The sequence below is a fragment of the Microcoleus harperi Pol14_C6 genome, assembly GCF_036701295.1.
GTDB lineage: Bacteria > Cyanobacteriota > Cyanobacteriia > Cyanobacteriales > Microcoleaceae > Microcoleus.
The window spans coordinates 20806-42302 of record NZ_JAUBQN010000028.1; the positions used below are offsets into that span (position 1 = coordinate 20806).

Genomic DNA, 21497 nt, shown 5'->3' on the forward strand with positions numbered 1-21497 from the left:
GTATCGGGATCGCCCTTAAGACAGTTGGGTTTGTGGGCCCGACATTGGTAAACTGGGCGGTGTAGAATTATCGATCGAACAGGTAAGCCCGTGCTAGACGAACAAGCTAAAAAAACCATCTTGCGGAAAATCCCTCACGGATTGTACATCTGCGGTGTCAAAGACGGGGAGGAAGTCAACGGTTTCACCGCTAGCTGGGTGATGCAATCTTCCTTTACCCCTCCCTTAGTTGTTAACTGCGTCAAGCAAGACTCCAAATCCCACGGCATGATCAAAGCCAGCGGTGTCTTTGCTTTGAGTTTCCTAGAAGCAGGGCAAAAAGAGTTAGCCCAGAAATTCTTCAAGCAGCAGCGCCGCGTTGGCAATAAATTTGAGGATGTAGAATTTTATCCCGGCGCGGAAACTGGTTGTCCGATTATCTCGGATTCTCTGGGTTACGTCGAGTGCAAAGTTGTCGGTTCTGTGGAACACGGGGATCACACGGTTTATGTGGGAGAAGTTGTGGCCGCAGGCGTCCACCGAGAAGGCAATCCGTTGCTGCTAGAAAGCACGGGTTGGAATTACGGCGGCTAAAGAGTTGGCAATTGGCAACTGGCAGTTGTCAGTTGTCAGTTGTTAAGGGAGGCGAGTTAAAATTAATAAAAAATCGGCGACAATTTTGTCGGCATTTTCTTCTGTCAAAATTGGTACGTGTACGAAAATACATTTGGTGCTAAGTTGAGAATCTGCAAGGTGTTTTAAAACTGCATAATATAGAGCTTCGCAAACAAATTTTCCCGCTTCGTGACTGATTTCTGTTGTAGCTAAATCAGCGACTAGCGGTTTGAGATTAACTGTTGTTTTCATAATGTCGCTCTCGCAACAAGCGCAGGATTCTACGGTTAACTTTTGCCGGCTTTCGGCCATGCCACAGCAGATAATAGTATCGGGTTGAAGTTGGTTGATTTTGGCGATCGCTAAATTAGGTGCTAGCTGAAAATCTACTGGCAATTTCCTCAAAAAAGTCAGGGAATCAGGCAAAGATTTGATTTGGGAAATCTTGGCTAATAAGTCGTCCGAAGAGTTGGATTGCTGATGGGGAAGCCAAGTATCAAATGAGGTTAGCAGGATTTTCGCCGTCATATTTGTGCAATAATACTGATATTGATAATATAAGGCAAGTAAGTCAATGTCTGTCATTGCAGTAGTAGACTATGACATGGGGAATCTGCACTCAGTCTGTAAAGGCTTGGAAAATGTGGGTGCAGTGCCAAAAATTACAGATTCTCCTGCTATAATCGAGCAGGCTGATGCGGTGGTTTTGCCGGGAGTTGGTTCGTTTGACCCGGCAATGCAGAATTTACGATCGCGCAATTTGATAGAACCGATAAAAAGGGCGATCGCCTCGCGAAAACCTTTTTTAGGCATTTGTTTGGGTATGCAAATTCTGTTGGAAAGTTCCGAAGAAGGTGTAGAACCGGGATTGGGCGTTATTGCGGGAAAAGTGCGCCGATTTCGGTCGGAACCGGGTTTGACAATTCCCCACATGGGATGGAATCAGTTGCAATTTACTCAGCAGAATTGCCCGCTGTGGCAAAATTTACCGTCCGATCCTTGGGTTTATTTCGTGCATTCTTATTATGTCGATCCAGTTGATTGGGAAGTGCGATCGGCAATGGTGAGTCACGGCAGTCAAAACGTGACGGCGGCTATAGCTAAAGACAATTTGATGGCCGTGCAATTTCACCCGGAAAAGTCTTCGAGTACGGGATTGCAAATGCTGTCAAATTTTGTCAGTCTCGTGAGGGAAAAAGTACCTGCTTAGGTGGCATGAATATTGAAAAACCCGGTAGATTGCCGAAACCGGGTTTGACATTTTTAAAAGTCTTCTTCCTTCTTCCTTCTTTCCTCTTCTTTCTTCCTAAATGAGCCTGAGAATCTGTGGCAATCGCCAAATCAAAACCCTGCCGGGACTCGCCACTCGCCCTACACCTTCGCGAGTCAGAGAAGCTTTATTTAATATTTGGCAAGGGACGATCGCAGATTGCAGATGGCTTGACATTTGTACCGGCAGTGGTTCGATGGGTGCAGAAGCTTTGTGTCGGCAAGCCGCGAGTGTCACCGGCATCGAACAGTCGGCGAAAGCTTGTGCGATTATCCGCGAAAACTGGGAGCAAGTAGCAGACTCGTCCCAAACATTCCAAATACTGCGGGGAAACGCGACGGCGAAATTGGCGACATTAGCGGGGCAGCAGTTCGATCGCATTTACTTCGATCCGCCCTACGCCAGCGACTTGTACGAACCTGTGTTAAACACGATCGCCAGCCAAGAAATGCTAGCACCAAACGGCGAAATCGCGATCGAACACAGCCCGGAGCGATCGGCACAACCGATTTCCGGTCTAGAAATTTGCCGCCAGAAAATATACGGCAATACAGCATTAACCTTCTACACACGCAGTTGCTGACAGGCTCAAACAGCAGCAGCGTCACTACTCGACGCAAAAAGAAACCGGGTTTCATGGCGTTGGCGCGCCCGGGAGTCCAAGTTTTTTCCTTGGGTACAATACAAATTTTTCCGATGAAGTTAAGCTTTGTGCGTAGGTTGTCACAGCAAGTTGCTTGAGCAATCGACGAAATAAATGGAGTTTACGCTGAAAATAAAGACTTTCAGTTGTAACATGAACCCAAAGTGTGAGTGTGAATATTCCTAAAGGAGTGAATATGGTTCAGACACCTTCGCGCCCTCGTGGCAGCGAGTTTCCGGCTGTTAACTCGGTACAGCCAGCCAAACTGGATACGATTCTGCTGGGAAATAGCCTCTCCCTGCCAAATACCAAACTCTTCGGCACAGACGGCATTCGCGGGAAAGTTGGAGAATTGCTGAATGCACCCCTAGCCTTGCAAGTGGGCTTCTGGGCTGGACAAGTTCTACGCCAAAATACCCCCAACCAGGGGCCTGTGATTTTGGGGCAAGACAGCAGGAATTCCAGCGATATGCTGGCAATGGCACTGTCAGCGGGTTTGACGGCCGCCGGTTTAGAAGTGTGGAATTTGGGATTGTGTCCCACTCCCTGCGTTGCTTATCTGGCAAGCGTTTCGGAGTCGGTCGGCGGAGTGATGATTTCGGCTTCTCACAATCCCCCAGAAGACAACGGCATTAAGTTTTTCGGCTCAAACGGCTCCAAGCTGTCGCAGCAGTTGCAGGAACAAATCGAAGCGGGAATCCGGGGGGCAAAGGTTCCGGTTGCTAGCTTGGCTTGGGGACACCACTACCATCGCTCTGAGTTGGTTAAAGATTATGCCACTTCGCTCTGTGATTCGCTGCAAAAGATGAATTTGGAGGGGATGCGGATAGTTTTGGATTTGGCTTGGGGGGCGGCCGCGGGTTTGGGTCCGGCGGTGTTCGCGCAAATGGGGGCGGAGGTTATCTGTTTGCACGACTCTCCTGATGGATCTCGCATTAATGTTAACTGCGGTTCTACTCATCTCGACAGTTTGCAAGCGGCGGTTTTGGAACACAATGCTGATTTGGGCTTTGCTTTTGACGGCGATGCCGATCGAGTTTTGTGTGTTGACAACCAAGGTCGAACGATTGACGGCGATTACATTCTTTATCTGTGGGGCCGGCAGTTGCGCGACTCCCAACAGTTACCATCCAATTTAATTATTTCTACTGTAATGGCTAACCTCGGCTTCGAGCGAGCTTGGGAAGAATTGGGCGGCAAACTAACTAGAACCAACGTCGGAGATCAGTACGTTCATGCTGAAATGCAGCGCACCGGTGCGATGTTGGGCGGCGAACAGTCGGGACATATTCTTTGTCCGCATTATGGTGTCAGCGGCGACGGTTTGCTGACAGCTTTGCATTTGGCTTCGCTGGTGCGCCAGTCCGGGCAATCTTTGGCACAATTGGTAAGTGGCAGTTTCCAAACTTATCCGCAGTTGCTGCGAAATATTCGGGTGGACGATCGCGAAAAACGCCTGAAATGGCAGGAGTGCGAGGCAATGCAAAAGGCGATCGAACGTGCTACAACAGCAATGGGCGAACAGGGACGGGTTTTGGTGCGCGCTTCTGGCACTGAACCGCTAATTCGAGTTATGGTGGAAGCTGCCAGCGCCGAATTGGCTAATTTCTGGACTGAAAATTTAGTTTTAGCCGTTCAGCAACACATAGCTATCTGATGGAAATGGGGAATTAATCTGAAGGAAGAAGGAAGAAGGAAGAAGGAAGAAGGAAGAAGGAAGAAGCCTCTTAGATAAATATAGGGGCTATTGAAACTAATTTCTCATTCTTTATTCCCTCTTGCTTATTCCCTCTGTTCTAAATAACTAAATCCTTCTTTCTTCATTTCCCCATTTCTGATTGTATGAACACCAAATCAATTCAAAATGGGCGGCTGCATCGAATTTCGTTAAAATTTTTAATTGTCGTCATATTAATAACGGGGATATGGTTTCGCTTTAGTAATCTGGATCGCAAAGTCTACTCGTTCGACGAATCTATCACCTCGCTGCGAATTTCTGGCTACACTTGGACGGAAATGGTGCAGCAAGATTTTCAAGGCAAAATAATTAGCGTCGCAGATTTGCAGCGGAAATACCAGCAGATAAATGCCGAAAAAACTTGGTTGGATACTGTTAAAGGTTTAGCTACAGAAGAACCTCAACTGTCGCCGCTGTATTTTATTTTAGCCCAATTTTGGGTGCAGTTGTTCGGCCCGCAAGTGGCGACTGTCAGAAGTCTTTCAGCTTTGATTAGTTTGTTAGTTTTTCCCAGCATTTATTGGCTGTGCTGGGAATTATTTCGCTCTGCGTCTGTGGGATGGATGGCTGTTACAATCGTTGCTGTTTCACCCTTTCACGTCTTGTACGCGCAAGAGGCAAGACCCTACATGATGTTTGCAGTCTTGGTTTTGCTGTCGAATGCAATTCTGCTGCGGGCGATCGCCTTACAAAATTCTCCCAGCATATCTAAATTGAGTAAGGCTGTTTGGTTTATTTATGCGATCGCCCTTACTTTCGGACTCTATTCTAGTTTATTATTTTTTTTAGTACTATGCGCCCACGCCACCTATGTAATTATCACCGAAAATTGGAGTTTTAGCAAAACATTAATTGCTTATTTACTAGCTTCATTGGCAGCAATAATGTTTTTTGCTCCTTGGATTTGGATATTACTTTATAACTCGGAAAAAATTGAGGCAACAGTAGGTTTCTCCCGCTTTTCCCTGCCTTTGATGTCTTCACTTCAACCTTTAATTATCCTGACCTGCCGAATGTTTATTGACACGCATTGGGCGGGCGGAATTATCAAATTGGGTGCAAGCGGTCTTGCTACAAATTTAATCAGACTGATTGTAGTAGCCGTATTACTGTTAGCGATCGCACATTCACTATACTCGCTCTGCCGCTCAACTCCCAAACGAGTTGCGCTGTTTGTATTGACAGCGATCGGAATTACAGCGATAGTATTGATAGCAGTGCGAGGCGTTGCCGATCGCTATCTAGTTCCCTATATTTTAGCAATCCAGATAGCTGTTGCCTACTTATTCACCGCTAAAATTACAGTCACCCCCAATCCCCGCCAACAAAAACTGTGGCAGCTAGGTTTTATAGCACTAATATCGAGTGGAATAATTTCTTGTGCCGTCAGCTCACAGTCACAACTTTGGTGGAACAAATACCCTTCTAGCACTAAATACAATCCCCAAGTAGCCACGATTGTCAATCAAGCGAAAAAACCTTTAGTAATCAGTCACGGAGGCAACAACATCACAGGAAAAATACTGTCTGTCAGCTATCTGCTGAAGTCGCAAGTAAAGCTTTTGCTGGCAGTTAAACCCTATCAAGTTAAAATTCCTGATGGTTTTAGCGATGTATTTCTCTACCGAGCTACAGCAGCATTAAAATTTGAACTAGAAAAAGTGCAAAAATATCAAATCACACCAATTTACAAACCCGGCGATGTCTGGCTTTGGCGTGTAGAGAAATAATGAAGGCGGCAACTGCAAATAAATGATGATTTCTGTTGTGATCCCCACCTACAACCGCGAGCAACCTCTGCGAGAGACATTGGCTGATGCCATTCGGCAAAACTACCCGAATTTTGAAGTTCTGGTAATTGATCAAACTCGCACCCACGAATCAGAAACTCAAGTTTATTTAGAGGAATTGGCAAATGCTGGCAAAATTCGGTGGTTTCGGGTAGATTGGGCGAGTTTGCCTGCTGCTCGAAATTATGCAGTCCGGCGCGCAGTTGGAGAGATTATTTTATTTATTGATGATGATGTACAATTGCCAGAGGGTTTTTTGGCTGCTCATGCTGACAACTATTTAGAAAAACCAGATGTAGGATGTGTGGCGGGCAGGGTTTTTGACAGAATGAAACTGGACAATTGTGGAGGCGATTTGGCGATCGAATATTTGCCCTCAGAAGCGATGGATGCGGGCATTGCCTGGTATTTTATCGATTTGGTGCATACAGTAAAACCGCAGCAGGTGCTCTCGGCTAGAGGCTGCAATATGTCATTTCGCCGGCAGGTTTTTGCCGAGTGGGGGCTGAGGTTTGATGAGCGGTTTACAGGGAGTGCGGTGCGCGAGGAGTCGGATTTTTGTTTGAGATTGCGATCGACTGGCCTGAAAATTTGGTACGATCCCAATGCCTGTTTAGTTCACTTGGGGGAAGAGAGCGGCGGGTGTCACGATGTCAGCACGCGATCGATCGAATATCAAATCACATTCTATCACAATCACTTTCTAATGGGATTGAAAAATTTAACAGCTTTTCAATGCCTGCGATTTTTTGCCAAACTCTTTGACTGCCACGTTTTGGGAAATCCGCCTTGTTATAAAAGCCACTCGCCCATTAAAATTATAACTAGATTTGCTTTTTATATCTTGGGTTTTCTCAGTGCTATAAATACAGTAATTCAATCTCTGTGGAATGATGGACAAATTTACAGCCATCAAGACAATATTAACGCTCAATAATTCCCTATTCCTTCCCCTAAATGAGAATTCTCGTTGCCAGTCACACCTATATTGTGGACATTAACCGGGAAAAATTCAAGATATTAGCCAACCTAGAACCCGATATTGAAGTAACAGTTGTAGTGCCGCAGCGTTGGAAACCCGGAGGGGTTCAAAATAAAATTATAGAAACGGAATTTTATCAAAAGGGTTCCTTTAAAGTAATCCCTGTCTCCAACTTTAGTCAAAACAATCAAGGATTGCTAAGCTTTGGTTGTGATTTAATTAAAGTTTTGCAAAACTTTAGACCCCAGATCATCCAAGTTGAACAAGGTTCAAAATCCCTTGCTTGCGCTCAATTAATTTTATTAAATAAACTGCTTAAATTAAAGGCAAAAAATATATTGTTTACCTGGTGGAATCTGCCTTATCAATTGAATTGGCCTGTTTCAATTTTAGAAAATTACAATCTTCATCACACCAACGGAATTATTGCAGGCAACTTAGATGGAGCAAAAATTTTGCGGCAGCGGGGCTATCAAGGTTCGGTAAAAGTAATGCCACAACTCGGAGTAGATGAAACTTTGTTTCGCCGCACTGGTAAAGACGCTGATTTATCCGGCAGGTTCGGCATTGCACCGACCGATTTTGTGGTAGGGTTTGTAGGGAGGTTTGTCGAAGAAAAAGGACTGTTAACTTTAGCTGAGGCCTTGGCAGGGTTGAAAAAAATCCCTTGGAAGTGGCTGTTAGTAGGACAAGGAAAATTGCGGACGTACCTCGCCGAAAAATGTATTGAATGGGGAATCAGCGATCGAATAATCTGGGTAGAAAGCGTTTCCCACGAAGAGATTCCCCCCTACATTAACTTAATGAACTGTTTGGTATTGCCCTCGCAAACCAGCTATAAATTCAAAACTTTGACCACTGTGGGCTGGAAAGAACAATTCGGTCACGTTTTAATTGAAGCGATGGCCTGTCAAATTCCGGTTATCGGTTCCGACTGCGGGGAAATTCCCCACGTGATCGGCGATGCGGGGTTAATATTCCCCGAGGGAAATGCAGGGGTTTTGCGCGAGTGTTTGCAGCAATTGATGGAGCAACGGCAGTTAGTCGCAGATTTGGGCGATCGGGGTTATCATAGAGCGATGAGCAATTATACCAATCAAGCTTTAGCTGAGCACTTATTGGAATTTTACAAAGAATTGTTGTAACTTTTAGCAGTATAATACAAGTGTTAAATAAAAGCTGTAGTAAATGTCTATTCCTTCCGACATACGCTCTTTGGTTGACGAACTCTACCAGGTACTACACGAGACAGAACGCCAAGCAACGCAGGGACTTTTTGCACTTAGAAGAGCAATGTCTCTTTTTCCAGAAAATGAAATACTGATGCAATACTTTTCTTCGATCAGTAATTTTCAATTCTGCGTATCAGGTGTTCGCTTACAAGCCGAGCACATAGTGGGTAATGTGTTGATGGCTGGTGTGCCCGATGAAGATGTTCAAAAAGCAGGAGATTATTTAGCAGCATTGCTACGTATGGCTCCTGAAGCGAGAATTATGATAGACAAAGTAATTGAGAGATTAGAAGCATTGCCATGAAACAATTACCAGATGAAAGCCAACTCCTGGAAATCCTTGAAATTGTGAAAGCTGCGGAAGCCAAAGCCAGTGAAATGTATGAATTTTCCAAGACAATGGCTCACAATACCCAAATTACAGCGACAAAGAGAGAGGAAGCTGAACAGCTAGACGGGCAGCCTTTTCCAGATAATTAAATTTGTCATGGGAGATGTTGATATTTTGATTGAAAGAACTATCCCCCATGCGAATTCTCCAAATTATCCCCTCCATTTCCCTCGTCTACGGCGGGCCGAGTCAAATGGTACTCGGACTTTCTGCGGCCCTCGCGGCCAAAAACATTGATGTGACGATTATCACCACAGATTCTAACGGAGATATCGGTCAGAATCCCTTAGATGTCCCCTTAAATCAACCAATAAAACAAAACGGTTATCAAATTATTTATTTCCGCTGTTCTCCGTTTCGTAGATATAAGTTTTCTCTGAATTTATTGCAGTGGTTAAATCAAAATGCGCGAGAATTTGACCTGGCTCACATTCACGCTCTTTTCTCACCAGTAACTACCCTCGCTGCTACAATTGCTAGATATCACAAGTTGCCATATATTATGCGTCCCTGCGGTATGCTTGACCCCGCCGATTTGCAGAAAAAAAAGCGCTTGAAACAGATTTATGCCACGCTTTTAGAACGCCCTAATTTAGCAGGGGCGGCCGCAATTCACTTCACAAGTAAAGAAGAAGCTAAAATCTCAGAAAGATTTGGTTTGAACTGCACAGGCAAGATGCCTGTGCCACGGGATTTGGACTTCACAGGCAAGATGCCCGTGCCACGAGATGTGGTTATTCCATTGGGGGTGACAGCAGGTCTGTTTCCTCAGAGATTGCGGGAATCTCAAGTGCCAATCATCTTATTTATGTCGCGAATTGAACCTAAAAAAGGGCTTGATTTGTTAATTACAGCATTAGAAAGTATTTTGGCATCAGGCATAGAGTTTCACTTTATTTTAGCTGGGTCAAATCCCCAGGATGCTGATTATGAAACACAAATTAAAAGTAAAATACACTATTCAAGCTTAGCAAAATATACAACAATAACTGGTTTTGTGAGCGGTGATTTAAAAGTTAAACTGTTGACAAAAGCCGACTTATTTGTATTGCCTTCTTATTACGAAAACTTTGGCATTGCTGTAGCAGAAGCGATGGCTGCGGGTGTACCTGTCGCCATTTCCGATCGCATACATATTGCGGAAGACATACAGCAAGCAGAAGCTGGTTGGGTGGGGCCTTTGGAAGTAGGGGCGATCGCCAATTCAATTAAATCAGCACTTCTGAATCCACAGGAGCGCCAACGGCGGGGATTGAACGGCAAAGAGTATGCCAAAAAGCATTATAACTGGGAGGCGATCGCCCAGCAAACCATCGATGCTTACCAGCAGATTTTGTCGTCTACTAACTAATGGCACAGCGGTTTACCTCCTGTTTCTTAGCCTGCTGCAAGTTATTGTGCCGCTGTTATCAGGCAGGTGAGATTTTCTCAACGCTGCTATTTTAGCTGCAATACTTATCAACGAAACTCTGCAATCCTGCCTGATATCCTGCTCCTACCGCCTGAAATCTCCACTCTCCATTCTTTCTATACAAGCGACCAAATTCTACAGCAGTCTCTCGCGAAAAATTCTCTTTTAATTCATAACGAACAAGTTCGTTTTCTGTATCCAAATTGTAAATCTTGATAAAAGCATTTTTTATATTGCTAAAATTTGCATTAATTTTTTCTGCTTCGTGAATAGTGACAACAAAAGTTACTTCCTCAATTTCAGGATTAACTCTTTTTAAGATAATGCCGTAAATCGTTTTATTCTCTTGATTTCGGTTGTTTTTATCCCGAATCACTTGCAGTACCGAACTGTCACCGGATTGCAGATTATTGTAAAATATCAAATATTTATCGTTAGGTATTTTGCCGTCAGCATCTAGCATAAAGGCAGAGACATCAATCTCGTAGCTTTGTCCTGCCTCTGTCACCTGCCAACCGAGGGCGATCGCCATTTTTTTTAAACCGGGCGCTTCTTGAGAGATATTAAATCTTTCACCCTTACTTAATTGCATTGCCATCTGCTTATTTGTTAAACCTCAAACTTTATAACGTTCATGTTAATATTAAGTGGGATAATAACTTTTATTCTTTAAGAAAACTTAATATTTTGTCTCTAATAGCGTAGCGAGTCTCATTAAAAATATGTGCTGCTGCTCTCCGAAGTTATTGAGATTTACTGAGAGAGAATTACGTAAGCAAAAACCGGGCTTTCTACCAAACCCGGTTTCAACAATTGAACTTAATTTGAGTCTAATTTTGAGCATTTTCAGAACTAGGTGGCAGCGTCACAAAATTACCAAAAGCTCCAACCGTTTGATAGCTTTTTTTACCTAATTCAGTTGTGTAAATACTGACAACACCTAAATTTTGACGCTGCGTTGTATTGTCGAGCAAGCTTTCGATCGTGTCCCGCTGCGAAGTCAGCAAATTCTTGCAACTGCCGATTAAAGTATCTGTAATGCCGCTCAAAGCTTTCGGCACGCGAGAATCTTTGCACACAGTGCTTTCCAACTCGGTTTGGAGTACGCCGGAAGCATAAGTGAGGTATTTGTCTCTCCCAGGATTTGTAAATGCCATGCCGGCGGCTAGAAGAGTCAGAGCGATCGCGACTTTTCCCACATTGCCGAAAAAATTAGAAGTTGGCTTGTTAGTATTCATTGCGTTATCAATATTCATTTTTTTTACCCCTGTTGATTTATAAGCTTCTCTTGATTTAAACTACACCTCCTCAGAAACAGATTTCCGAAAGGAGGGGACAGTTTTTAGATTGGAGCTCAGTTGCGAGTAAGTCTCTCACTGGTTTACCTTCCTTTTACGTTTCCCCCTCCCTCAAATCCGGTAAATCTTCAACAAAACATTTAGCTGGTTCCCAGGCACAGCCTGGGGACGAGGAATTTAAACTTAGTTTCGCTTTGATTTTTGCCTCTCGATCTCCCGCTGCAACTCTTCAATCTGACGGCGCAAAGCCTCCGTCTCGCTGTTAGGCGTTTGGGACTTCACATCAACCGCACCCTCAGCTACAGCCCGCTTGTAGTTCCCCAGCTTAATTTGGCGGTATTCCTCGGAACTTGCCCAGTCTCGCAAATACCTCAGCCGTTCCACCGGGAAAGGGTGACTCAGCATCACGCCTTGGCCGCCATTGTAAAGTAAAAATTTATACACTTGGTTGAGATTGTCTCGATCGAGCTCTTGATATTTGTCAGACTGGCGGATAAATTCTTGCAAACTGCATTGGTCAGCATATTTACTGCTAACCCCCGCCAGTTGCATCATCGTCTTCATCACACTGTTCAAGTCATCCGTCACCAACAAAGCCGCCCGATCTGCCGACAATTCAGCCTTGCGCCGCCACTCGTAAAAAGCGAAAATTAAACCGCTACCGACCATATTTCCCAAACCGAAAGTCATCTCGCCAATTGTCGATGCGACGCTCATCGCCCACATCGCCATTTGATTTAAAGTTGGATGGCCGCATTTAATGTGTCCCAACTCGTGAGCCAAGACTACCCGCAGTTCTGCCTCGTCCAACAAGTCTAAAAGACCAGTGTTTAACACTACATAAGGCTGGTTTTTTCCCAGGGCATAGCTGTTAACTGAGGGATTCTGAGAAACAAACAAACCCGGTTCTGGAAAAATATCTAAAGCCTGCACGCACTCCCGAAATATATGATAAATGCTGGCATATTGGCGTGGTCCGACTTGAATGCTATTTCCCATTAGGTAAACGAATTGCGGTCGTTCGTAGACAAATTCTACAAATTTGCTGGCAATTAAGTCAAATCCAGGCACGCTTCGCAGCGCTTCCTCAGCTTGGCGATCGAGGGGATGCTGAAATGCTTCGCTAGAAATTCCAGTATAAGTAGGCATGGTAGTTGCAAAAATTACATCTAAAATATCTCAGTGTTGCCGAGCGCTGCGGGTGCTAGCTGGCGCCTGACTTATCAATCTTATCTTGACAAATGTTGAACTGTTCATCAGTCCTAGACGCACTCCCATCCCAGAAACCTGGTTTTTTAGCGAATTTACGGTGTGTAACGAAGTATTGCGTAAAAAAACTCGGTTTCTGGACTCCCCTGTAAGTGCTGTTAAAATTAACGTTAAAATTGTGATTCTGCCAAAGACGCGATCGACAAACATCTTTCACAGTGCCTGTGTATCGCCTCACCCAAAAATTGGAACGTGCAAAAATGGCTATCCTGCGACTCGAAAACGGTACAACCTACACTCAACAAAGCGACATTACCCGAGAACTCGCTTCCTTAAACATTCAACTCAACCGCTGGCCCGTGGGTGACAGCGCTGAACTTCAAAATTTGTTAGCTAAAGATGCTCTTGACGACAATCAAAAAGAGCAAGTGCTGCAAGCCCTCGACGGCTACTTTCAACAGTTGTTGGAAAGTGCAGGCTATCAGGATCGCGACTTAATTGTACTGCACCCAGACATTCCCAACCTCGACACCATGCTGTCCAAATTCAACAAGTGCCACATCCACGCCGATGATGAAGTCCGCTATATCGTAGCAGGCGAGGGCATTTTCGGCTTCGTGCGGCCCGACGGCAGCCAAGTCGAACTCACAGTGCAGCCGGAAGAATTTATCAACGTGCCGGCGAATACAGAACACTGGTTTTATTTGACAGCAGCCCGGAAAGTTAAAGCTGTGCGCTATTTTACCACTAAAGAAGGTTGGACGCCTGAGTATACCGATACGGAAATTCGATCGCGTTTAGCTGCTGTTTGAACAGTTGACAGTTGACGGTTAACGGCAATCTTCAAATCATCTAAAAATCCTCAAATCCCGCCTTAAATTTTGTGGTTTGAAGATTGCAAAATACTCAAAGCAACCGCCTCCGCCACTTTAATCCCATCAATCCCCGCCGACAGAATTCCACCCGCATATCCTGCCCCTTCCCCAGCAGGATAAAGACCTTCTGTATTCAAACTCTGATAATCTTCCTTGCGTTTAATCCGAATTGGTGAAGAAGTGCGCGTTTCCACCCCAGTCAAAACCGCATCATCCATCGCAAATCCTTTAATCTGTTTGTCAAAAGCCGGAAGTGCTTCGCGGATAGCTGCGATCGCATAATCTGGCAAACTTTCGCTCAAATCAGTCATCACAACTCCCGGCGTATAAGACGGGTGCACACTGCCTAGCGCCGTGGAAGAGCGATTCGCCAAAAAATCACCCACAAGCTGCCCAGGGGCGTTATAAGTGCCACCTCCTAACTCAAATGCCCGTTCTTCTAAGCGACGCTGAAACTCAATTCCGGCTAAGGGATGACCCGGATAATCCTGCGGCGTGATACCTACCACAATCCCGCTGTTAGCATTGCGTTCATTGCGAGAATATTGACTCATCCCATTAGTGACAACTCGCCCGGGTTCTGACGCAGCCGCCACTACCAAACCACCGGGACACATACAGAAACTATATACAGAACGGCCGTTTTGGCAATGGTGAACCAGTTTGTAATCGGCGGCACCCAAAAGTTTATGGCCGGCCCGATCGCCAAAACGACAGCGATCGATGATAGTTTGGGGATGTTCCACCCGAAAACCAATGGAAAAAGGTTTAGGCTCAATGTAAACCCCGCGCGAAAACAACATTTCAAAAGTATCGCGGGCGCTGTGTCCCACCGCCAGAACTATATAATTACTAGCAATATATTCTCCACTGGCAAGGGTAAGTCCCTGCACTTTTCCATTTTCGATGTGGATATCTTCCACACGAGTTTGAAACCGAATTTCTCCGCCTAATGATTCAATTTGGGCGCGTAGGCTTTGGACAATTCCCACCAGTTTGAACGTGCCAATATGCGGTTTATTAATATATAAAATTTCTGGTGAAGCTCCCGCATTCACAAGTTCCGTCAGCACCTTGCGTCCATAATGTTGAGGATCTTTAACTTGGCTGTAGAGCTTGCCATCCGAAAAAGTACCCGCACCACCTTCGCCAAACTGAGCGTTAGATTCCGGGTTAAATTCTGCTTTCTTCTTCCAAAATCCAAAGGTGTCAACTGTGCGATCGCGCACTGCTTTTCCGCGTTCTAAAAGGATAGGGCGAAACCCCATTTGTGCCAGCATCAGACCTGCAAACATACCGCACGGCCCTGTACCAATCACAATGGGGCGAATCGTCAAATTGCTGGGGGCTTTGGCTACATACCGATAACTCGTGTCTGGTGTTACCATCACATGAGGATCTTTTTTGAAGCGTTGGAGAAGTTGCTTTTCCTGTGTCGTTTCTACATCCACAATATAGACAAGGAGGATTTCTGCTTTTTTACGAGCATCATAGCTGCGCTTGAAGATGGAATAGCCGAGCAATTCTTCGGGGGGAATTTGCAGCTTTTTGATAATGGCACTGGCGATCGCATCTTCAGGATGATCGAGGGGGAGTTTTATTTCGGTTATTCGTAACATATAGTGGAAGGAAGAAGGAAGAAGGAAGAAGGAAGAATAAAAATCCCGAACAGAAGTATTATAACTATTTAACCGGACATCCTATGGGCGATCGTCCTCGGTCGATCAATTTTTAATTTTTGAGCGGATAATTGAAGAAGCGTTATAATAAACAAAAAATTAAGTTTTGTAAAGACCCTTGACTGCAACATTCACACCTAAAAACAGCCGAACCTGGCACGCTCTCAACCCCCTGTGGGAAGGAGCAGAAGACGCAGTACAAAAGGGTTTACCCCACACCAAGCTCGCACCGGCGTGGCAAATACTGCTCTTGGGCGACGGTTCCCCCACCCGTCACCTGCAACTGCTGACAGGGGAACCCACAGAAGTTGATGTCATCGATATGTCCTTAGTCGGTGAAGATGCAGATGGCGCGCCCCAGCAAATTGTCGCGGTTCCGGGGCCGCGGCTGCGCCGCCAAGTGTGGCTGCGGACTGCTTCGGGACAGCGCTTAGCCTATGCAACTTCTTGGTGGGAAGCGAGCCACGTAGACGAATATTTACAAAATAAATCTTTGCCAATTTGGGCTAGTTTAGCGAGACTGCGGACAGAATTGTATCGCGATGTGCAGGGCATTTATTGCGGTAATTCGGCTGCTTTGGAATCAGCGTTTGAAGAGTCGGGGCCTTTTTGGGGGCGACACTATTTGTTTTGGCATCACGGGAAGCCATTGACTCTGATTTATGAGGTTTTTTCTCCTTATTTAACTAAGTATTTGGGGCCGATGCAATTGGATGTTGATTGAGATGCTATCGGCCGATCGAGGGTTTTGGCATCTGACGCACTTTACTGATTGTGACACGCTTGCCTTAGTCTTTTTTGATAAACCGCGAAGACGCGAAGGACACAAAGAAGAAGAGGAAGATCGATCGGGAGGGTATACAGCCGGATTTGGTATTAGCTCCCGGACATCTTCAAGAAGTCGGGGAGCTGGATTTTCTACCTATTCATAGTTGTTCGACGAAATTTCACTCGCAAACCGTCGCGCGGATGAGGAATCGGTACTGTGATTAAATTCAAATCTTGATCCGGTAACAGCTCCCATTCAAACTCCCGAATAATCTTGGCCGCAAACAACTTCATTTCTAATCGGGCAAATTCTTTGCCCAAACAGTCTCGCAAACCGCCGCCAAATGGCACGTAACTGAACGGTTTAGCCGATCGCTCGGAGTTAAATCGATCGGGGTCGAAGCGATCGGGTTCAGGATAAAGTTGACTATCCTGATGGGTTTGATTAATCCCAGAAACCACGTTCCAACCTTTAGGAATTTCATAGCCACCGAACTCAAAAGCATTAATTGCTGTCCGAAAAATAGCTCTCACCGGTGGAATTAAACGCAGCACTTCTCGCAGCACCTGTTCTAAATAGGTCATTTGTTTGAGTTGTTCCAATGTTAGGGGTTCAGTTGCGGGGAACTGCTGCTGTTCGGCCCGCACTTTTGCCACCACATCGGGATTTTGAGCTAGGAGAAGGCAAAAAGAGGTGAGCGCCGAAGTTAAAGTTTCGTGTCCCGCAAACAGCAGCAACAGCACTTGATCTTTCAACTCCTCCAAACTCAAACTATTTCCCTCGTCATCGCGAGCCGAAATCAGCAAACTCAGAGCATCATTGCCACTAGGGGTTCCTTGTTGGCGATCGCGAATAATCTTTTCCAGTTCTGCTAACAGTAACTTCCTACCCTTTTTGGCTTTGCCAAACTGAGTAAAAGGCAAATCCCAAGGGATAGAAAATAAACCCTCTGCAAATGTTTCAAAATAGTGTCCAAGCGCCGTTTCCGAACCATTATCAATCCCAACTAACAACTTACCCGCAACATCAAAAGTATATTTCCTCAGTTCAGGATACCAAGTCATGGTTTCCATTTTTTCCCATTTTTCCAAATAGCGCTGAGTTATATTTTCCATCGCGCCGATGTAGCCGACCAAAGCTCGCGGCTGAAACGCTTGGTACAGCAACTTGCGCCGATTTTGGTGGTTAGCACCCGTTTGCAACGCCAAGGAAAGCGGCCCTAAAAGCGCTCTCGTGCTGGCAGGCCAAGCCACAACAAAATATTGGTTGTCATTGCTTAAAACAAACAAATTAGCCTCTTGGCCACACATAAATACGGTAGGCTGTCCGAAGATGCTAGTTTTGAAAATTGGCCCGTACTGCTGGTGGCGTTTTTTGGCAAATTCGGAATCTTGCAAAAAGTTGAGGGTATCGCCAATTAGGGGTAAACCTAAACTGCTGGGAGGTAATGCCATTTTAGATTTTAGATTTTAGATTTTAGATTTTTAATATCATATCAATTTTAGTTGTCTCGTGCATATTGTCAACCAGACAATTTTCTGGTAAAATAACTTTTATTGTTTTGTAGCCTGTAGGTGCGTCTGTCTTAAAGTTTATACAAAAAATAGGGTTTTTCTCACTGACCCAGCTTAGTATTTTGGCATACCAACAAATTTAATTTCCTTTCCTTTTAATCGGAATCTCGATTATAAATTCAGTGCCTTTCCCCACCAACGATAAACACTTAATTTCACCTTTATGTTTTTCGACAATAATTGAATGGGAAATCGCTAAACCCATTCCCGTTCCTGAACCGATCCGTTTGGTAGTATAGAATGGGTCAAATATCCGTTGCTTGACTCGATCGGTGATACCTGCACCGTTATCAGCAATTCTAATCACAGCGAGAGTACCTTCTACCTCTGTACGAATGCGGATAATTCCCGGATTTTCGAGCTTTTCTTGTAACACGTCAATAGCGTTAGCAATAATATTCATGAACACCTGATTCAAGAGTCCGGCGTAGCACTCCACCAGTGGCAAGTTTCCGTATTCTTTAACGATTTGAATTGCGGGGCGATGGTACTCCGTACCCGCTACGCTATCGGGCTGAACTTTCAGACGGTGTTCTAAAATCATCAATGTGCTGTCGATGCCTTCGTGAATGTTAACCTTTTTCATGTCAGATTCATCGAGGCGAGAGAAATTCCGCAAACTCCGCACGATATCCCGGATGCGAGTAGCTCCCACCTGCATAGAAGACAGCATTTTCGGCAAGTCGTCTAGCACAAAATCCAGCTCTAAAACTTCTATTTCCTCCTGAATCGCTGGAGAAGGTTCCGGGTATTCATCTCGATACATTTGCAGCAGTTTCATCAGGTTTCTGGTGTATTCTTCTGTGTAGGTAAGATTGCCAAAAATAAAGCTGACTGGGTTATTGATTTCGTGGGCAATTCCTGCTACCATCTGACCGAGACTAGACATTTTTTCTGCCTGCACGAGTTGAGTTTGAGCTTGCTGGAGTTCGCACAGAGTTACTTCGAGTTTTGCAGCTTGTTCTTGTGCTATCCGAGCGGAATCGACGCTTTTAGTGTAAAGTTCAGATTGACTGATGGCGATCGCCAATTGATCGCCAATTACCTCCATTAACTCGACTTCCTCTTTTGTCCACTTGCGAATTTCCCTGCAAGAAACGCAGCTAACAACACCAGTTAAACCTCCGGCACTTTTAATCGGCAAATCCAAAACAGACTTGCAACCAACCTGCAAAAAGAATTCCCTTTCTACTGGATCGCTGAAAGTTGCAACATCATCTATTTGATAAACTTCCAAATTAGCGATTTTTTGCGGCAGCGTACCCCTTATGTCAGCAGGGTAATAACCCAAAAGCGAGAATAAATCATCATTTTTAGATTCGTGGACGACATCCCAAGCAGGTGGCGAAGCGTCGGGCAAATACCAGATAAACACACAGCGATCGACTTGCAGCAAGTCGCGAATTTGCTGCACAGTTGTTGCTAAAATAGTACCTAAATCCAGAGATTCGCGGATATTGCTAGCTAGCTGGTTCAGCAGCGCTTCCTGCTCCGCTAATTTGCGAAATCTCGCTTCCGACTTTTGCAACTGTCTTTGAGATTCTTTTTGTTTTGTAACGTCCAAACCCAAACCGATTAAGCCGATCGCGTTTCCAAAATCATCTTTTACCTTAGTTTTAATTGTCTCCAAATAATGTTTTTTACCATCAGCAAGCTGCATCGCTTCTTCAGCATAACAGGGAATATCTTGGCTCCACGCTTGCGCGTCAGATTCCATGCACGTAGCAGATGCTTCTAATCCCAAAACTTCGGAATAGTGAGATGCTGCTAAAAATCTTGATTCAGGTATAGCCACATCTTCGCAGAAAGTTTTGTTAATTAATAACATCCGCCCGCTAGCATTTGTCAGCCATACCCAGATCGGAGCGTTGTCAATAATTGCCCTCAAAGTTTGCTGTTGTCTGGCGAGAGCTTCTTCTGTTTGTTTGCGCTTAATTCCCAGGGCGATCGTATCGGCACTTGACGCCAAAGCAATCAACATTGATTCGTTCAACTCCTGGCGAGCAAACATCGCGATTACTCCCAGCAACTGATTGTCAACAATTAGCGGATATCCAGCAAAAGCCACCATTCCTTCTCGTGAGGCCCATTTTTTGTCCTGGATTCGGGGATCTTCTTTCACACAATTAGTGATGTGAGGTTGTCGCTCCAGGGCGATTAAACCAATCTTGAACTCGCCGACAGCAATGCGGCTGTGACCGCCGTCAATATGAGTATATATCCCCGCGCTTGCTTGCAGTTGCAATACATTTCCGTCTTCATTCAATGTCCAAATCCGAGCAAAGGCAACATCCAAATGGCGCACAACTGCATCGGCGCAATATTGCAAAGTTGTACGCAAACCCTGGTTTTGAGTTAGAACAATTCCCACATCTGCTGTGAATAAAGAAAGTTTCAATTGTTCTGCTAAAGCTTGTTCTGCTATTTTGCGCTCTGTAATGTCCGTAGCAGCACCGAGACGCTGCTTAATTTTTCCCTCCTCTGTTCTGCTAAATACAATATTCCGGCTGACTAACCAGTGCCAACAATTATGTTTGTCGCGCACCCGATATTCGTACTCAATAACTTCGCCGTCGGGAGCATTTTCTAATGGCTGAAAATATCCGGGAAATTTAGCTAAGTCGTCAGGGTGGATGATGGTGGGCAGTAGATTGCTGCCCATGTTTTCAACTTCTTTGGCAGTATAGCCGAGGATGTCACTGATTTCGCGGTTGCTGTAGACATTTCGCTGCTCGCTTTCATCGTAAACAAACAGAAGATTCGGACTGGTATTGGCAATTCGCTCAACAAAATGCTGACTCTCTTGCAGCGCTGCTTCTGCTTGTTTTTGAGCGGTAATGTCGCGGCCGACACCATACATCAATTCTTCCTCCCAGAAACGGCTACCAGTCCAGGCTATCCACTTGTAAGAACCGTTCCGACAGCGCCAGCGGTTTTCAAACCCAACGGTATTATTCCCCGCAGCAAGACTTTCAGCTTCTTTTAAAGTAGCTTCGCGATCGTCTGGATGCACGAATTCGAGGAAGAGTTGGCCAATCATTTCTCCTGGGGAATAGCCGAGTATTTTTTCTGCTGCTGGGTTGATCAGTGTTACATAACCGTCAAAACTAAGGACGCACAGCAGATCTAGCGAGAGGCTAAAAAAGCGATCGCCCGCATTAGGTGGGCTGGAGGGGCGATCGTTTTGGGCTACGACAGCAGAGGCGTTTGAGCCGGCCGATACCGCTAAAAAGACAATATTTGCTATTGCCAAAAATCCCAGGGCGAGTTGGCTATCGTAGAAATTATCACCGCTGTTAGCTACGAGCCACCCGTTTAAGAGAAGCAGTACAATTATCAAAATTGAGAATACACTGCCAGGGGCGATCGTCGCTAGGCGCATTTTTTTTTCATACTGCTTTCTAGATTCTGCTTTTTGTATTGTGGTGACTGCTGCCGTAATTTTTGTCCACAACACTTGCAGCAATTTCACCAATTTAGTGCTTTTGAATTCTTCTAGTTGAACTGAATGTTTCATTCTTTTAATCTAGAGTTACTTTGAGTTGTGCTGATTTAAAAATTACAATAAAGATGTTTAAATATTATAAATATTTGCTATTTGGCGATCTCTAGTATTGGCTAATTACGTAAATTTACGCAATACGAGGCGATAATTAAGTGTATTTACTGAAGTAGCAACCAATCTCTTTTTGGCTTGAATACCTATTTTATAATTTTTCCGACTCATTGAGAGAGTTTACTTATAATACTACGCGACATATTGTTGTTAGTCATTGGACATTTGGCCTAATTTAGCTAGTTGTGGACTCAGAAACTCGCACTCCTGGGTGCATCACCTAATTATGTAGGCGGAGCCTGAAGCTGATTACTGTATTAGAGTAGCGTGTTATACCCCACTGTTTGCGTATAGAAATAACAGGGTTTTATGTAGGAAAATACTGCGTGGAGCGCCCTGGCTGTGGGTTGAAAAACCTGGAATGTTAGTCAAGTTCAAGTAGGTAGAATTTGACCATAAATTATCAAGTTAACATCAAGGTAAACT

General features: G+C 44.8%; 19 protein-coding genes. 12 read left to right on the forward strand and 7 right to left on the reverse strand.

Annotated elements, in window-relative coordinates:
* The first annotated feature begins 90 nt into the window (after positions 1-90).
* A complete protein-coding gene (locus tag QUA27_RS18600) occupies positions 91-573 on the forward strand; it encodes a flavin reductase family protein (protein WP_333069629.1) in 483 nt (160 codons plus the stop codon).
* A 42-nt stretch (positions 574-615) separates the two neighbouring features.
* Here QUA27_RS18600 and QUA27_RS18605 read toward each other — a convergent pair whose 3' ends face one another.
* Positions 616-1179 carry a pyroglutamyl-peptidase I family protein gene (locus QUA27_RS18605; RefSeq protein ID WP_445251525.1) on the reverse strand — a complete coding sequence of 188 codons (564 nt, stop codon included), beginning with the start codon at positions 1177-1179 and terminating at the stop codon, positions 616-618.
* Here QUA27_RS18605 and hisH point away from each other — a divergent pair.
* From hisH to hpsP, 9 genes are all read left to right on the forward strand, one after another.
* On the forward strand, positions 1169-1804 hold the full coding sequence (hisH, locus tag QUA27_RS18610) for an imidazole glycerol phosphate synthase subunit HisH (protein ID WP_333069630.1): 636 nt from the start codon (positions 1169-1171) through the stop codon (positions 1802-1804). The two genes, QUA27_RS18605 and hisH, sit on opposite strands and share 11 nt — an antisense overlap.
* A gap of 100 nt (positions 1805-1904) precedes the next feature.
* The gene (rsmD, locus tag QUA27_RS18615; protein ID WP_333069631.1) at positions 1905-2447 is read left to right on the forward strand and encodes a 16S rRNA (guanine(966)-N(2))-methyltransferase RsmD; all 543 of its coding nucleotides are present in this window, start codon (positions 1905-1907) and stop codon (positions 2445-2447) included.
* Positions 2448-2703: 256 nt separating this feature from the next.
* A complete protein-coding gene (gene glmM, locus QUA27_RS18620) occupies positions 2704-4164 on the forward strand; it encodes a phosphoglucosamine mutase (RefSeq protein ID WP_333069632.1) in 1461 nt (486 codons plus the stop codon).
* Between the two features lie 185 nt (positions 4165-4349).
* Positions 4350-5975 carry a glycosyltransferase family 39 protein gene (locus tag QUA27_RS18625; protein ID WP_333069633.1) on the forward strand — a complete coding sequence of 542 codons (1626 nt, stop codon included), beginning with the start codon at positions 4350-4352 and terminating at the stop codon, positions 5973-5975.
* Between the two features lie 22 nt (positions 5976-5997).
* Positions 5998-6972, forward strand: a complete 975-nt coding sequence (hpsN, locus tag QUA27_RS18630) for a hormogonium polysaccharide biosynthesis glycosyltransferase HpsN (protein WP_333069635.1) — start codon at positions 5998-6000, stop codon at positions 6970-6972.
* A 20-nt stretch (positions 6973-6992) separates the two neighbouring features.
* Complete coding sequence (gene hpsO, locus QUA27_RS18635; RefSeq protein ID WP_333069636.1) at positions 6993-8162, forward strand: hormogonium polysaccharide biosynthesis glycosyltransferase HpsO; 1170 nt, start codon at positions 6993-6995, stop codon at positions 8160-8162.
* A gap of 43 nt (positions 8163-8205) precedes the next feature.
* Positions 8206-8553 carry a hypothetical protein gene (locus tag QUA27_RS18640; protein WP_333069637.1) on the forward strand — a complete coding sequence of 116 codons (348 nt, stop codon included), beginning with the start codon at positions 8206-8208 and terminating at the stop codon, positions 8551-8553.
* Complete coding sequence (locus tag QUA27_RS18645; protein WP_190738631.1) at positions 8550-8729, forward strand: hypothetical protein; 180 nt, start codon at positions 8550-8552, stop codon at positions 8727-8729. The genes QUA27_RS18640 and QUA27_RS18645 overlap by 4 nt, the downstream gene beginning before the upstream one ends.
* Positions 8730-8776: 47 nt before the next feature.
* Positions 8777-9991 carry a hormogonium polysaccharide biosynthesis glycosyltransferase HpsP gene (hpsP, locus tag QUA27_RS18650; protein ID WP_333069639.1) on the forward strand — a complete coding sequence of 405 codons (1215 nt, stop codon included), beginning with the start codon at positions 8777-8779 and terminating at the stop codon, positions 9989-9991.
* Between the two features lie 91 nt (positions 9992-10082).
* On the opposite strand, the gene QUA27_RS18655 is transcribed toward hpsP, so the two are convergent.
* The 3 genes from QUA27_RS18655 to QUA27_RS18665 form a co-directional block, all read right to left on the reverse strand.
* Entirely contained in the window at positions 10083-10643 is a 561-nt protein-coding gene (locus tag QUA27_RS18655) for a TerD family protein (RefSeq protein WP_333069641.1), read from the reverse strand.
* A gap of 238 nt (positions 10644-10881) precedes the next feature.
* A complete protein-coding gene (locus tag QUA27_RS18660) occupies positions 10882-11307 on the reverse strand; it encodes a DUF4359 domain-containing protein (RefSeq protein ID WP_333069643.1) in 426 nt (141 codons plus the stop codon).
* A gap of 225 nt (positions 11308-11532) precedes the next feature.
* On the reverse strand, positions 11533-12498 hold the full coding sequence (locus QUA27_RS18665; protein WP_333069645.1) for a M48 family metallopeptidase: 966 nt from the start codon (positions 12496-12498) through the stop codon (positions 11533-11535).
* A gap of 320 nt (positions 12499-12818) precedes the next feature.
* Here QUA27_RS18665 and QUA27_RS18670 point away from each other — a divergent pair, with 320 nt between their 5' ends.
* Positions 12819-13370: a 1,2-dihydroxy-3-keto-5-methylthiopentene dioxygenase gene (locus tag QUA27_RS18670; RefSeq protein ID WP_333069646.1), complete on the forward strand. Its 552-nt coding sequence runs from the start codon at positions 12819-12821 to the stop codon at positions 13368-13370.
* A gap of 62 nt (positions 13371-13432) precedes the next feature.
* Here the strand turns inward: QUA27_RS18670 and QUA27_RS18675 are convergent, their stop codons facing one another.
* Complete coding sequence (locus QUA27_RS18675; protein ID WP_333069647.1) at positions 13433-15052, reverse strand: NAD(P)/FAD-dependent oxidoreductase; 1620 nt, start codon at positions 15050-15052, stop codon at positions 13433-13435.
* 178 nt (positions 15053-15230) lie between these two features.
* Here QUA27_RS18675 and QUA27_RS18680 point away from each other — a divergent pair, with 178 nt between their 5' ends.
* Positions 15231-15836 (forward strand): chorismate lyase, encoded by a 606-nt coding sequence (locus tag QUA27_RS18680; protein WP_333069648.1) that lies wholly within the window; start codon positions 15231-15233, stop codon positions 15834-15836.
* Between the two features lie 194 nt (positions 15837-16030).
* Here the strand turns inward: QUA27_RS18680 and QUA27_RS18685 are convergent, their stop codons facing one another.
* Positions 16031-17335, reverse strand: a complete 1305-nt coding sequence (locus QUA27_RS18685; RefSeq protein WP_333069649.1) for a cytochrome P450 — start codon at positions 17333-17335, stop codon at positions 16031-16033.
* A gap of 199 nt (positions 17336-17534) precedes the next feature.
* A complete protein-coding gene (locus QUA27_RS18690) occupies positions 17535-20972 on the reverse strand; it encodes a PAS domain S-box protein (protein WP_333069650.1) in 3438 nt (1145 codons plus the stop codon).
* Between the last annotated feature and the right edge of the window lie 525 nt (positions 20973-21497).

Bases quoted from the DNA above. Each gene is read 5' to 3' on its own strand.
- hisH (WP_333069630.1), top strand. From the start codon at position 1,169: ATGTCTGTCATTGCAGTAGTAGACTATGACATGGGGAATCTGCACTCA.
- QUA27_RS18605 (WP_445251525.1), bottom strand. From the start codon at position 1,179: ATGACAGACATTGACTTACTTGCCTTATATTATCAATATCAGTATTAT.
- rsmD (WP_333069631.1), top strand. From the start codon at position 1,905: ATGAGCCTGAGAATCTGTGGCAATCGCCAAATCAAAACCCTGCCGGGA.
- glmM (WP_333069632.1), top strand. From the start codon at position 2,704: ATGGTTCAGACACCTTCGCGCCCTCGTGGCAGCGAGTTTCCGGCTGTT.
- QUA27_RS18625 (WP_333069633.1), top strand. From the start codon at position 4,350: ATGAACACCAAATCAATTCAAAATGGGCGGCTGCATCGAATTTCGTTA.
- hpsN (WP_333069635.1), top strand. From the start codon at position 5,998: ATGATGATTTCTGTTGTGATCCCCACCTACAACCGCGAGCAACCTCTG.
- hpsO (WP_333069636.1), top strand. From the start codon at position 6,993: ATGAGAATTCTCGTTGCCAGTCACACCTATATTGTGGACATTAACCGG.
- QUA27_RS18640 (WP_333069637.1), top strand. From the start codon at position 8,206: ATGTCTATTCCTTCCGACATACGCTCTTTGGTTGACGAACTCTACCAG.
- QUA27_RS18645 (WP_190738631.1), top strand. From the start codon at position 8,550: ATGAAACAATTACCAGATGAAAGCCAACTCCTGGAAATCCTTGAAATT.
- hpsP (WP_333069639.1), top strand. From the start codon at position 8,777: ATGCGAATTCTCCAAATTATCCCCTCCATTTCCCTCGTCTACGGCGGG.
- QUA27_RS18655 (WP_333069641.1), bottom strand. From the start codon at position 10,643: ATGCAATTAAGTAAGGGTGAAAGATTTAATATCTCTCAAGAAGCGCCC.
- QUA27_RS18660 (WP_333069643.1), bottom strand. From the start codon at position 11,307: ATGAATATTGATAACGCAATGAATACTAACAAGCCAACTTCTAATTTT.
- QUA27_RS18665 (WP_333069645.1), bottom strand. From the start codon at position 12,498: ATGCCTACTTATACTGGAATTTCTAGCGAAGCATTTCAGCATCCCCTC.
- QUA27_RS18670 (WP_333069646.1), top strand. From the start codon at position 12,819: ATGGCTATCCTGCGACTCGAAAACGGTACAACCTACACTCAACAAAGC.
- QUA27_RS18675 (WP_333069647.1), bottom strand. From the start codon at position 15,052: ATGTTACGAATAACCGAAATAAAACTCCCCCTCGATCATCCTGAAGAT.
- QUA27_RS18685 (WP_333069649.1), bottom strand. From the start codon at position 17,335: ATGGCATTACCTCCCAGCAGTTTAGGTTTACCCCTAATTGGCGATACC.
- QUA27_RS18690 (WP_333069650.1), bottom strand. From the start codon at position 20,972: ATGAAACATTCAGTTCAACTAGAAGAATTCAAAAGCACTAAATTGGTG.